The 13234-nt window shown below is 67.5% G+C and carries 10 protein-coding genes and 2 rRNA genes; 2 read left to right on the top strand and 10 right to left on the bottom strand.

Going from position 1 to position 13234, the window contains the following annotated elements; translation table 11 throughout:
- The first annotated feature begins 123 nt into the window (after nt 1-123).
- Together SPRI_RS16500 and SPRI_RS16505 are read left to right on the top strand one after the other, a co-directional pair.
- On the top strand, nt 124-966 hold the full coding sequence (locus SPRI_RS16500; RefSeq protein WP_053557049.1) for an ECF subfamily RNA polymerase sigma factor, BldN family: 843 nt from the start codon (nt 124-126) through the stop codon (nt 964-966).
- A gap of 285 nt (nt 967-1251) precedes the next feature.
- Nucleotides 1252-2448 (top strand): DUF5667 domain-containing protein, encoded by a 1197-nt coding sequence (locus tag SPRI_RS16505; protein WP_053557050.1) that lies wholly within the window; start codon nt 1252-1254, stop codon nt 2446-2448.
- Nucleotides 2449-2544: 96 nt separating this feature from the next.
- Here SPRI_RS16505 and SPRI_RS16510 read toward each other — a convergent pair whose 3' ends face one another.
- The 10 genes from SPRI_RS16510 to SPRI_RS16550 all read right to left on the bottom strand — a co-directional run bounded on the left by SPRI_RS16510 (nt 2545) and on the right by SPRI_RS16550 (nt 13055).
- Nucleotides 2545-3723 carry a lysophospholipid acyltransferase family protein gene (locus SPRI_RS16510; protein WP_053557051.1) on the bottom strand — a complete coding sequence of 393 codons (1179 nt, stop codon included), beginning with the start codon at nt 3721-3723 and terminating at the stop codon, nt 2545-2547.
- Nucleotides 3724-3738: 15 nt separating this feature from the next.
- Nucleotides 3739-4836 (bottom strand): NAD-dependent epimerase/dehydratase family protein, encoded by a 1098-nt coding sequence (locus SPRI_RS16515; RefSeq protein WP_238996227.1) that lies wholly within the window; start codon nt 4834-4836, stop codon nt 3739-3741.
- 198 nt (nt 4837-5034) lie between these two features.
- On the bottom strand, nt 5035-5133 hold the full coding sequence (locus SPRI_RS37195) for a 30S ribosomal protein bS22 (protein ID WP_003948845.1): 99 nt from the start codon (nt 5131-5133) through the stop codon (nt 5035-5037).
- A gap of 122 nt (nt 5134-5255) precedes the next feature.
- Nucleotides 5256-5468 carry a helix-turn-helix domain-containing protein gene (locus SPRI_RS16520; RefSeq protein WP_014046653.1) on the bottom strand — a complete coding sequence of 71 codons (213 nt, stop codon included), beginning with the start codon at nt 5466-5468 and terminating at the stop codon, nt 5256-5258.
- Between the two features lie 128 nt (nt 5469-5596).
- Complete coding sequence (locus SPRI_RS16525; protein ID WP_005314055.1) at nt 5597-6400, bottom strand: phosphatase; 804 nt, start codon at nt 6398-6400, stop codon at nt 5597-5599.
- Between the two features lie 137 nt (nt 6401-6537).
- The gene (locus SPRI_RS16530; protein WP_037774057.1) at nt 6538-7716 is read right to left on the bottom strand and encodes an acetoin utilization protein AcuC; all 1179 of its coding nucleotides are present in this window, start codon (nt 7714-7716) and stop codon (nt 6538-6540) included.
- Nucleotides 7667-8908: an MFS transporter gene (locus SPRI_RS16535; RefSeq protein ID WP_086025593.1), complete on the bottom strand. Its 1242-nt coding sequence runs from the start codon at nt 8906-8908 to the stop codon at nt 7667-7669. Before SPRI_RS16535 ends, SPRI_RS16530 begins: the two co-directional genes overlap by 50 nt.
- 87 nt (nt 8909-8995) lie before the next feature.
- The gene (locus SPRI_RS16540) at nt 8996-9640 is read right to left on the bottom strand and encodes an HAD family hydrolase (protein WP_005314060.1); all 645 of its coding nucleotides are present in this window, start codon (nt 9638-9640) and stop codon (nt 8996-8998) included.
- Nucleotides 9641-9713: 73 nt separating this feature from the next.
- Nucleotides 9714-9830 (bottom strand): 5S ribosomal RNA (gene rrf / locus SPRI_RS16545).
- 100 nt (nt 9831-9930) lie between these two features.
- A 23S ribosomal RNA gene (locus SPRI_RS16550) occupies nt 9931-13055 on the bottom strand.
- Nucleotides 13056-13234: the final 179 nt, after the last annotated feature.

Below are 13234 nucleotides of genomic sequence, written 5' to 3' on the forward strand. Positions count from 1 at the left end.
GTGTAGCGCTGCCTGTACGAAGCGTTATTCTCCTCAGACGCATGACGGACCACCCCACCAGTCCCCACGACGGGTGAACGGTCCCGCACTGCTCGTGATGGAAGCTCTGCCTCTGGGAGTCCCGTGTACCCACACGTCGGGGTTGACGCCTCGGGCCTGGCTACGCTGCGCGCAGCGGTCCTCGACCACTTGCGCGGCCTTGTCCCCGCCGCGTACACCGTCCCCGCATTCGCCACCCCCGGCCTCGCCGCCGGCGGACCGGCAGCACCCTGCTACGCCCTGACCGACGGCCTGCAGAAGGGTCCCGCGCGCAGCGCCGTCGACGAGGGGCGGCGGTCGGCCGACGGACGGGCCGCGGGCAGAAGGGCGGGCCGGGCAGGCGCCTCCACCGCCACCCGCCGGCCCACCGCCGACAGCGACAGTGCCCGCATGATGGACCTGGTCGAGCGCGCCCAGGCGGGCGAGGCCGAGGCCTTCGGCCGGCTCTACGACCAGTACAGCGACACCGTCTACCGCTACATCTACTACCGCGTCGGCGGCAAGGCCACGGCGGAGGACCTCACCAGTGAGACCTTCCTGCGCGCCCTGCGCCGCATCTCCACCTTCACCTGGCAGGGCCGGGACTTCGGCGCCTGGCTCGTCACGATCGCCCGCAATCTGGTCGCCGACCACTTCAAATCGAGCCGCTTCCGACTGGAAGTGACCACCGGCGAGATGCTCGACGCCAACGAGGTGGAGCGCAGCCCGGAGGACTCGGTCCTGGAGTCCCTCTCCAACGCCGCGCTGCTCGAAGCCGTCCGCAAGCTCAACCCCCAGCAGCAGGAGTGCGTCACCCTCCGCTTCCTCCAGGGCCTGTCCGTCGCGGAGACGGCCAGGGCCATGGGCAAGAACGAGGGTGCGATCAAGACCCTTCAGTACCGGGCGGTCCGCACCCTCGCCCGGCTGCTGCCCGACGACGCACGCTGAGCCGTTCCTCCCGCGAAGCCGTTCCCCCCGCGACAGAGCTCCATCGCCCCCACTCCCCCACGGCCCCCGTCCCCAACTGACAATCGGTGACGCCTCGATGACGCACTGGTCCGATCATCTTTCGCGCGTAACCCAAGTGCCGCGCCGCTCGTTGTGCGGAATGCAGGCTCCCCCTGGACACGCCATGCCCGCAGCCACTCACTCGTTCGTGTGGATGTACTCAAGGTGTGCAACCCTCCAGACCCCCAGGGGAGTCGATCGTCATGACGAGAGGAGGTGCCGCCAGTGATCGCGAACGTTTCGGCGCACCGGCGGGCGAACGCCTTCGCCCAGGCCTTGGAAGACCAGGCGGCCGAACAGCCCGACGAATCGGTCGAGTCCGTCGAACCGCCCGAGCACGAACGGCTGTTGACCCTGGCCCACGGTCTCGGCGAATTGCCGAAGCCGCAGATGGACCCCGAGGTCAAGGTGGTGCAGCGGGCGCAGCTCGTGGCGGCGATGGAATCGCTGCTCCAGGAAGGCAGAGGGGGTGCGTCCGCGGGCCCTACGGTGCCCGAGCAGCGGACCTCCGGCCGCGGCGCGCACCGGGCATCCCGGCTCCGGAAATTGCGACCGCGTTCCCGCTGGTCGCAGGGGCTTGCCGCCGGAGGGCTGACCGTCGGTGTGGCGGCCGGGGCCTTCGGCGGAGTGGCCGCTGCCAGTTCCGACGCCCTCCCCGGTGACTCGCTGTACGGGCTGAAGCGCGGCATGGAGGACTTCAAGCTCGGCCTCGCGGACGGTGACTCCGACCGCGGTGAGCTCTACCTCGACCAGGCGTCGACCCGCCTGAGCGAGGCCCGCCGGCTGATGGAGCGTGACCGCGGCGGCGCCCTGGACCACGAGTCCCTGAGCGAGGTCCGCCGCACGCTCAACGGCATGAAGCACGACGTCACCGAAGGCCACCGTCTGCTCAGCGCCGCATACGAGCGCGACGGGTCGCTCGCCCCGATGGCCGCGCTCAATTCCTTCTCCCGCTCGCACCGCGGCACGTGGGACGGACTGCGCGACCGGCTGCCCGCCCAGCTGACCGACGTCGGCGACGACGTCGACTCCGCCTTCGACGCCATAGACGAACAGGTCGGCCCGCTCGAGTCGATGCTGCCCCGCACCCCGGAGAAGCACCGCGGCTCCCAGGGCCCGAGCACGTCACAGGACTCGGGTCGCACCGCGGATCCGGACCGTACGGCGCCCGGCTCGCCCGGCGACGGCGACGGGCAGGGGGGCGGGGACACCTCGCCCAGCCCGTCCGGTTCCACGTCGGGTTCCCCGAACGACGGCCTGCTCGGCGGCAACACCGGTGGTCTTCTCGACCCGCCGGAGGGCGCGGCGAGCCCGTCCCCGTCCGGCAGGGGCTCGGAGCCGACGCAGCCGGAGATCACCATCCCGCCGCTGCTGCCGGGCATCCTCCCGGGCCTCGGTCTCGAGGCCGAGGACGACGGCTGACAACGGCGGGAGCACCGCGCGCAGCTGAGGGGTGGGCCCGTGCCGGGCCCACCCCTCACCGGTGTCCGCGGCACCGGCGACGCCGGCGGAGGACGGCTAGAAGAAGACGGAGCGGCGCTGCACCAGCAGCTTGTAGAGCGTGTGCTGGATCTGCTCCCGCACCTGGTCCGTCAGGTTGAACATCAGCATCGGGTCCTCCGCCGCCTCCGGCGGGTACCCGTCCGTCGCGATCGGCTCGCCGAACTGGATCGTCCACTTCGTCGGCAGCGGCACCGCCCCCAGCGGTCCGAGCCACGGGAACGTCGGCGTGACGGGGAAGTACGGCAGACCCAGCAGCCGCGCCAGCGTCTTCGCGTTGCCGATCATCGGGTAGATCTCCTCGGCCCCGACGATCAAACACGGCACGATCGGTACACCCGCCCGCAAAGCGGTGGAGACGAAGCCTCCCCGGCCGAAACGCTGAAGCTTGTAGCGCTCGCCGAACGGCTTGCCGATGCCCTTGAAGCCCTCCGGCATCACACCGACGACGTCGCCGCGCTGGAGGAGCCTCTCCGCGTCCTCCGCGCACGCCAGGGTGTGACCGGCCTTCCTGGCCAACTCGTTGACCACCGGCAGCATGAACACCAGGTCCGCGGCGAGCAGCCGCAGATGGCGGCCCGCGGGATGGTTGTCGTGCACGGCGACCTGGAGCATCAGCCCGTCCAGCGGCACGGTGCCGGAGTGGTTGGCCACCACCAGCGCCCCGCCCTCCGACGGGATGTTCTCGATGCCCTTGACCTCGACACGGAAGTACTTCTGGTACATCGGCCGCAGCATCGACATCAGGACCTGGTCGGTGAGCTCCGCGTCGTAGCCGAACTCGTCGACCTCGTAGTCGCCCGTGATGCGCCGCCGCAGGAACGCCAGCCCGCCGGCGATCCTCCGGTCCCAGCCGCCGCCCGCCGTCCCCGGCGTCCCGTCGGCGGCCGTCACGGGGGCTCCTGCGGCCTTTCCGTCCTCCGGACAGTCACCGGCGCCACCGGCGTCGCCCGACACTCCGGAAGCCCCGGAGGCGGCGCTCCTGGCCGGCTCGGCGGGGACCGTCGGGCCGGTGTCGGGGCCCGTACCGCCCTCACCGCCCTGCGGGACCGGCAGCGGGCTCAGCGCGGCGTCCCGCACCGCCCCCGGTTCCGTCTTGCGCCGGCCGCCGGACGTGGGGCGCCGCCGTGCCGGGCGCTGAGCGCCGCCGCCACGCGACCGGTCGTCGTCGAACGGGATGACCTTGGCGTCCGCCATCGTCGGCTGCGCTCCTTATCCGGGCTGTCCGCTGCTGTGCGTCGTCTGGGTGACCGCTCGCCCGCCGTCCTCGAGGGGCACGTCGTCGAGCGACAGGGCCGCCGCGACCCGGTCCACCGCCTCGGCGAGCGCCTGGGGCGGCAGCAGCCCCGGGCCACGGCTGCGTGCGAAGTCCGCGAACGTCTCCGCGGTCGTGTACTTCGGCAGGAAGCCCAGTGTCTCCCGCATCTGAACGGTGCTCACCACCCGTCCGTGCGTGAGCAACCGGATCTGCTCGGGCGAGAAGTCGGTGAAACCGACCGTCCGCAGCGCCGAGCCGACCCAGGTGACCGCCGGGAGCAGCAGCGGCATCGTGGGCCGCCCCAGCCGCCGCGAGCACTGCGACAGCGTCAGCACACCGTCACCCGCGATGTTGAAGGTGCCGCTGTTGAGGGTGCCCCGCCGCGGCTCGTGGAGGGCGATCCGCAGCACGTCGATCACGTCGTCCTCGTGGACGAACTGCAGGCGGGGGTCGTAGCCGAAGACGGTCGGCATCACCGGCAGCGAGAAGAACTCGGCGAGCGGCGAGTCCGCGCACGGTCCGAGGATGTTGGCGAAGCGCAGCACGCACACCGCCACGTCGGGCCGTCGCCGGGCGAAGCCGCGTACGTATCCCTCGACCTCGACCGCGTCCTTGGCGAATCCACCGCTCGGCAGCGACTTGGGCGGGGTGGTCTCCGTGAAGACCGCCGGATCGCGAGGAGCGGAGCCGTACACGCTCGTACTGGATTTGATCACCAGCCGCTTGACGGTCGGTGACTTCTGGCACGCGCCGAGCAGTTGCATGGTGCCGATGACGTTGGTCTCCTTGACGGCCGTACGGCCGCCGGCCCCCAGGGGTGTCCCGGTGACGTCCATATGGACCACCGTGTCCACGGCGTGTTCGGCGAGGACCCTCGCGATGGCCGGGCGGCGGATGTCGGCGCGCACGAACTCGGCGCCGCCCAGATGGCGTCCGGGCCCCTCGGCGTCGACCCCGATCACCCGGTCCACCTCGGGGTCCTGCTGGATGCGCCGTACGAGGCGGCCACCGAGCTGCCGGGCCACTCCGGTGACGAGCACGACCTTGCCCAAGATCAGCGCCTTCCCTAGCTCCTGGCGTCACCGTAGCGCGTCACTGTTGCGCTGTGATGACCGCACGACGGACTTTTGCCACGTCGTGTCCACCGGTGCTCCACCCGTGCTCCCCGCGGTGTCCGTCCCGTGCCCGGACAGCACCTCGGCCCCTCCACCGGACTGGTGGAGGGGCCGAGAGACACGTTCAGCTGCCGCTTACTTCTTGTTGCGACGCTGAACGCGGGTGCGCTTGAGCAGCTTGCGGTGCTTCTTCTTGGCCATCCGCTTACGCCGCTTCTTGATAACAGAGCCCACGACTACCCTCGCTCACTTCTCTTCACTCGGTGCGGGGCGTCTGGGCCCACACGACCTACGTCGGCCTAGCCTACCTGCCGCCGAGTGAGGGACGTAATCCGAGGGCATCCGTCCCTCCTCCGTTACGCGGATTCCACCCCCACGAAGGATTCGCGGAGATACTCGTGAACCGCTTGCTCCGGTACCCGGAAGGACCTCCCCACCCGGATCGCCGGCAGATGACCGCTGTGCACCAAGCGGTACACGGTCATCTTCGACACCCGCATCACCGAGGCGACTTCCGCCACGGTAAGAAACTTGACCTCGTTAAGAGGCCTCTCGCTGCCAGCAGCCATGACCCACCTGTACCTTCCGCACCCGACGCGCACCGGCTTCCCCTCCGGTGACTCTTCGTCGCTGTGCGCTCACTGCCCAGACTAGGGGCGGGTGATGCGAGTGGGGAAGAGGAGCAGCCATCGGCCGCCTACTGTGACAGACACGCCCGATTGAGCACATAGCGCGTCAACGGGCGGTAGTGATCGGCCCTTACGGCGTCGTCAAGCGGAACGGCGACGGACACCCGCCCCTCCGCCTCACCGACGAACAGCGCCGGATCGTCCGTGTCCGCCAGTCCGATGGCCTCGATACCCAGTTGACCTGCTCCGCAGACCCAGCCGTGGTCCCCGACGACGAGGTCGGGCAGCTGCCCGCCGGCGTCCGCGGCGGCCCCCAGCGCGACCCTGACCGGCAACGGGGAATGACTGTGGGCTCCCGGCCCGCCCGCGCCCGCCTCCCGGAGCCGCGCCACTCCCCGTACGTATTCCAGCCGGTACGTGCGTACGCCGAACCGGGTCGTTATGTCGACACATCGCCCCTGCGCGGGTGTGAGTACGGAACACCCCGCCGCCGACAGCGCGTCTGCCAGATCGGCGTAGAACCCGAGCAGCCGGTGCGGATGTCCGGTGCCGAACAGCACCGCCCCGCCCCGCGCGGCCACCGCACCCAGCCGCTCCGCGAACGCGGTGAGCCTGCCGAGGGTCCGCTCCGGGTCGATGACGTCCGCCCCCGTCACCTGCTCGGGATCGGCCGAGACCCCGCATCTGTCCGCCATGAGGGCGATGACGTCCCGCACGCTCCAGGACCACTGGGGGTCCAGTCCGATGGTGACCCGCGGATCGCGGGCGACGAACGCGCGATAGCTCCGCAGACTCGTCTCGCGGGAGGTGGCGACATCACCGGCCAGCCGGGACGCCAGCAGATGCGCCCGCAGCGCCTGGGTGCTCAACACCTTCCCGATGCTGACGCAGAGGGGCGCCCACCACGCGAAAACCCCGAACAACCCGCACAGTTGGCCCAATGCCCGCTATACGGCCGAGCGACCGCGGCGGGCGACCGGGGCGACCGGGGCGACCGGGGCGACCGGGCTCAGGCGAGCAGCCCCCGGAGCGGGAACACCGCCCGCCGGGTCGCCAGCACGGCCTGGTCCAGCCGGTCCGCGGGGTCGTACCCCTCTTCCCAGCCACGCCAGGCCACCGGCCACCGGCCGTCCGTCATCCGCGCCGGAGCCAACTGCCGCGTCCGCGCGTACACCTCGTCCCGCCACGACGAGGGAATCACCGACTCGGGCTCGACCGGCTGGTGCGCCGCGATCCCCACCAGGTGCGTCCACGACCGGGGGACCACGTCGACCACCGCGTAACCGCCGCCGCCGAGCGCGACCCAGCGGCCGCCCTCCACATGCTCGTGTGCCAGCGTGTGGCACGCCTCCTGGACGGCACGCTGCGCGTCGAGCGACACCGCCAGGTGCGCCAGCGGGTCCTCGAAGTGCGTGTCCGCCCCGTGCTGGGTCACCAGGACCTGCGGCCGGAAGTCGGCCAGCAGCTCGGGCACCACCGCGTGGAACGCCCGCAGCCAGCCCTGGTCGCCCGTGCCCGCCGGCAGCGCCACGTTCACCGCGGAACCCTCAGCGGCACCGGCGGCACCCGTCTCCTCCGGCCGGCCGGTCTGAGGGAAGAGCGTCTGCGGATGTTCGTGCAGCGACACCGTCAGGACCCGTGGGTCGTCCCAGAAGGCCGCCTGCACGCCGTCCCCGTGGTGGACGTCCACGTCGACGTAGGCCACCCGCTCCGCGCCGAGCTCCAGCAGCCGCGCGATGGCCAGCGACGCGTCGTTGTAGATGCAGAACCCGGAGGCGCCCCCCGGCATCGCGTGGTGCAGCCCGCCGGCGAAGTTGACCGCATGGGCGGCCTCTCCACGCCACACGGCCTCAGCCGCGCCGACGGACTGCCCGGCGATCAGCGCCGACGCCTCGTGCATCCCCTCGAACGCCGGGTCGTCGACCGTGCCCAGCCCGTACGACTGGTCCGCGGCCTTCGGGTCGGCCGACGCCGCCCGTACCGCGTCCACGTAGTCCTGCCGGTGCACGAGCCGGAGCGTCGACGCCCCGGCGGGCCTGGCGGAGACCACCCGCATCGCACGGTCCAGCCCGTAGGCCCGCACCAGCCCCATCGTCAGTGCGAGCCGCACCGGATCCATCGGATGGCCGGAACCGAAGTCATACCCGGTTACCGCCTCGTCCCACATCAGCAATCCGCGGCCGCTCATGCCCGACACCGTATCGGGCGCTCCCGTCACCGAACGATCCGGCGTACACCAGCGTCATCAGCACGAGCGCCATCGGCACGAGCATCGCCCCGCGGTAGCTCCACGCGTCCCCCAGCCCCCCGACCAAGGGCGACCCGACGAGGAACCCGACGTAGTTGAAGACGTTCAGCCGCGCCACGGCCACATCGCTTCGGCCCGCGAACATCCGGCCCGCCGCCGCGAAGGTCTGCGGGACGATCACGCACAGGCCGAGCCCCAGCACCGTGAAGCCCGCCATGCCGGTCCACGGCCCCGGCGCGGCCGCGACCACCGCGAACCCTGCCGCCGCCAGCACCGCCCCGCACCGGACGACGGTCACGGCGCCGAAGCGCCGTACCCCGAGGTCCCCGACGGCCCGGCCCACCAGCGTCGTGACCATGTAGGCGTTGTAGGGGACGGTCGCCAGCTCCTCCGAGCTGCCGAGGACGTCCTGGAGGTACTTGGCGCTCCAGTTGGCGACGGTCGAGTCGCCGATGTACGCGAAGGTCATCACCAGCGCGAGCGGCAGCAGCATCCTGAACGCCACCCGGCCGCCGTCCCCCGCCGCGCTGTCGTCGCCGCCCGCGACGGCGTCCTTGTCGCCCGCTGGGCGTTCCCCGCCGTAGTACCACCGGCTGCCCACCAGCGCCGCAGGCACCAGCACCACGACCACAGGAAGGTAGGAGACGAGGAGCGCCAGGTCCCAGTGCGCACCCGCCCAGGCGAGCGAGGCGCCCACGATCCCGCCGAGGCTGTACGCGGCATGGAAGCCGAGCATGATGCTGCGCCCGTACGCGGCCTGGAGCCCCACGCCCAGCATGTTCATCGACGCGTCGAGCGCCCCCACCGACAGCCCGAACACGCCGAGGGCGAGCGCGACTTGCCACACCTCGTCGCCCGCTGCCACCCCGAGCAGTGCGAGCAGCACCACCGGCTGGGCCCAGCGCAGGACCGCACTCACGGGCGCCCGCCGCACGATCCGCTCGGTCAGCACGCTGCCCACCCCGGCGAGGACGGGCACCGCGGCGAGGAACAGCGGCAGCAGGGCGTCGGATATCCCGTACCGCTCCTGGATGGCGGGTATTCGGGTCACGAGCAGGGCGAAGGCGACACCCTGCGAGAAGAAGCTGAACGCGAGGGAGGCCCGCCCGTGTCGCAACCGCGGTTCTGTCATGGCCGCACAGCGTATGCCCGGGTCCTACCGGGCGGTAGACGCGTCACAGGAGCAGAGTCGTAGGTGCCGCGTCGCAACGGCGGAGCGTCACGCGAACAGCGCGGGCAGCTCCGCCATCGTGGCGAAGTATCCGTTCGCGCCGGCGAGTTCGGCTGCGGGTGTCATGGCCGTGAACCCGTACACGTCCATCCCTGCCGACAGCGCCGCCTGCACGCCGAGCCGGCTGTCCTCGACGACCACGCACCGCTCGGGCGCCACCCCCATCCGCTCGGCGGCGTGGAGGAAGAGATCAGGGGCCGGCTTGCCCCTGCCGACGTCCTGGGCGCTGAAGACGGTCCCGTCCCGGAACCACCGGTCCAGCCCGGTCCTGCGGTGGCCGACCCTGATGCGCTCGTGACTGCCGGACGACGCGACGCAGTAGGGGACGGCATCGGCACGCAGCTTCTCCAGCACTTCGGTCACCCCGTCGACGGCCGTCAACTCACGCTCGAACGCGGCGAAGACGCGGGCGTGGAAGGTGTCGTCGAAGTCAGCCGGCAGGTCCTGCCCGGTCCGTTCACGGACGATGTCGTGCACCCGGTGCATGGCGGAGCCCATGAAGTCCCGCAGGGACTCCTCGTACGTGGTGGGGTGCCCGAGCTCGGTGAGATAGCCGGCGAGGATCGTGTTGGACAGGGGCTCGCTGTCGACGAGCACTCCGTCGTTGTCGAAGATGACGAGGTCATAGCGCATGCGGCCGACCCTAATAGACCCCTGAACGCAGGAAAGCCCCGCACCAGAGGTGCGGGGCTTTCCCACAATGATTGTTCGGCGGCGTCCTACTCTCCCACAGGGTCCCCCCTGCAGTACCATCGGCGCTGAAAGGCTTAGCTTCCGGGTTCGGAATGTAACCGGGCGTTTCCCTAACGCAATGACCACCGAAACTCTATGAAGATGTCCGAACTACCAGCCGGCAACCCCACCAAAAGGCAGGGTCGGGCGAGTTCGTTACTTCAGAACTAACACAGTGGACGCGAGCAACTGAGGACAAGCCCTCGGCCTATTAGTACCGGTCAACTCCACCCTTTACAGGGCTTCCATATCCGGCCTATCAACCCAGTCGTCTACTGGGAGCCTTACCCTCTCAAGGAGGTGGGAGTCCTCATCTCGAAGCAGGCTTCCCGCTTAGATGCTTTCAGCGGTTATCCTTTCCGAACGTAGCCAACCAGCCATGCCCTTGGCAGGACAACTGGCACACCAGAGGTTCGTCCGTCCCGGTCCTCTCGTACTAGGGACAGCCCTTCTCAAGACTCCTACGCGCACAGCGGATAGGGACCGAACTGTCTCACGACGTTCTAAACCCAGCTCGCGTACCGCTTTAATGGGCGAACAGCCCAACCCTTGGGACCGACTCCAGCCCCAGGATGCGACGAGCCGACATCGAGGTGCCAAACCATCCCGTCGATATGGACTCTTGGGGAAGATCAGCCTGTTATCCCCGGGGTACCTTTTATCCGTTGAGCGACGGCGCTTCCACAAGCCACCGCCGGATCACTAGTCCCGACTTTCGTCCCTGCTCGACCCGTCGGTCTCACAGTCAAGCTCCCTTGTGCACTTACACTCAACACCTGATTGCCAACCAGGCTGAGGGAACCTTTGGGCGCCTCCGTTACCCTTTGGGAGGCAACCGCCCCAGTTAAACTACCCATCAGACACTGTCCCTGATCCGGATCACGGACCCAGGTTAGACATCCAGCACGACCAGAGTGGTATTTCAACGACGACTCCACCTGAACTGGCGTCCAAGCTTCACAGTCTCCCACCTATCCTACACAAGCCGAACCGAACACCAATATCAAACTGTAGTAAAGGTCCCGGGGTCTTTCCGTCCTGCTGCGCGAAACGAGCATCTTTACTCGTAGTGCAATTTCACCGGGCCTATGGTTGAGACAGTCGAGAAGTCGTTACGCCATTCGTGCAGGTCGGAACTTACCCGACAAGGAATTTCGCTACCTTAGGATGGTTATAGTTACCACCGCCGTTTACTGGCGCTTAAGTTCTCAGCTTCGCCACCCCGAAGAGTGACTAACCGGTCCCCTTAACGTTCCAGCACCGGGCAGGCGTCAGTCCGTATACATCGCCTTACGGCTTCGCACGGACCTGTGTTTTTAGTAAACAGTCGCTTCTCGCTGGTCTCTGCGGCCACCCCCAGCTCACCGAGTAAATCGGATCACCAGTGATGGCCCCCCTTCTCCCGAAGTTACGGGGGCATTTTGCCGAGTTCCTTAACCATAGTTCACCCGAACGCCTCGGTATTCTCTACCTGACCACCTGAGTCGGTTTAGGGTACGGGCCGCCATGAAACTCGCTAGAGGCTTTTCTCGACAGCATAGGATCATCCACTTCACCACAATCGGCTCGGCATCAGGTCTCAGCCTTGATGTGAGGCGGATTTGCCTACCTCACGGCCTACACCCTTACCCCGGGACAACCACCGCCCGGGCTGGACTACCTTCCTGCGTCACCCCATCGCTTACCTACTACAAGTCTGGTTCGTCGGCTCCACCACTCCGACCTCGTCCGAAGACTCAGCCGGCGGCTTCACGGACTTAGCATCGCCTGATTCGATATTGGGCGTTTCAAAGCGGGTACCGGAATATCAACCGGTTGTCCATCGACTACGCCTGTCGGCCTCGCCTTAGGTCCCGACTTACCCTGGGCAGATCAGCTTGACCCAGGAACCCTTAGTCAATCGGCGCACACGTTTCTCACGTGTGTATCGCTACTCATGCCTGCATTCTCACTCGTGAACCGTCCACAACTCGCTTCCGCGGCTGCTTCACCCGGCACACGACGCTCCCCTACCCATCCCAGCGGGCGTTGGCCCTCATGCTGGAATGACACGACTTCGGCGGTACGCTTGAGCCCCGCTACATTGTCGGCGCGGAATCACTTGACCAGTGAGCTATTACGCACTCTTTCAAGGGTGGCTGCTTCTAAGCCAACCTCCTGGTTGTCTCTGCGACTCCACATCCTTTCCCACTTAGCGTACGCTTAGGGGCCTTAGTCGATGCTCTGGGCTGTTTCCCTCTCGACCATGGAGCTTATCCCCCACAGTCTCACTGCCGCGCTCTCACTTACCGGCATTCGGAGTTTGGCTAAGGTCAGTAACCCGGTAGGGCCCATCGCCTATCCAGTGCTCTACCTCCGGCAAGAAACACACGACGCTGCACCTAAATGCATTTCGGGGAGAACCAGCTATCACGGAGTTTGATTGGCCTTTCACCCCTAACCACAGGTCATCCCCCAGGTTTTCAACCCTGGTGGGTTCGGTCCTCCACGAAGTCTTACCTCCGCTTCAACCTGCCCATGGCTAGATCACTCCGCTTCGGGTCTAGAGCGTGCAACTCAATCGCCCTGTTCGGACTCGCTTTCGCTACGGCTTCCCCACACGGGTTAACCTCGCTACACACCGCTAACTCGCAGGCTCATTCTTCAAAAGGCACGCAGTCACGACTGCATGTGCAAGCACATACAGCGACGCTCCCACGGCTTGTAGGCACACGGTTTCAGGTACTATTTCACTCCGCTCCCGCGGTACTTTTCACCATTCCCTCACGGTACTATCCGCTATCGGTCACCAGGGAATATTTAGGCTTAGCGGGTGGTCCCGCCAGATTCACACGGGATTTCTCGGGCCCCGTGCTACTTGGGTGTCTCTCAAACGAGCCGTTGATGTTTCAGCTACGGGGGTCTTACCCTCTACGCCGGACCTTTCGCATGTCCTTCGCCTACATCAACGGTTTCTGACTCGTCTCATTGCCGGCAGACAATGAAAGAGAGATCCCACAACCCCGTATGCGCAACCCCTGCCGGGTATCACACGCATACGGTTTGGCCTCATCCGGTTTCGCTCGCCACTACTCCCGGAATCACGGTTGTTTTCTCTTCCTGAGGGTACTGAGATGTTTCACTTCCCCTCGTTCCCTCCACACTGCCTATGTGTTCAGCAGCGGGTGACAGCCCATGACGACTGCCGGGTTTCCCCATTCGGAAACCCCCGGATCAAAGCCTGGTTGACGGCTCCCCGGGGACTATCGTGGCCTCCCACGTCCTTCATCGGTTCCTGGTGCCAAGGCATCCACCGTGCGCCCTTAAAAACTTGGCCACAGATGCTCGCGTCCACTGTGTAGTTCTCAAGCAACGACCAGCCACCCATCACCCCGCCTTTACAGGCGAGTTCACTGGGGCCGGCATCCCGAAGGGCGAGCAACGCTCGCACCCTCAGACACCCAACAGTGTGCCCGGCTCTCCCGCCGTCCCGAAGTCTGTGTTCCACGCCGAAGC

The sequence above is a fragment of the Streptomyces pristinaespiralis genome, assembly GCF_001278075.1.
In the GTDB taxonomy this organism is placed as follows: Bacteria; Actinomycetota; Actinomycetes; order Streptomycetales; family Streptomycetaceae; genus Streptomyces; species Streptomyces pristinaespiralis.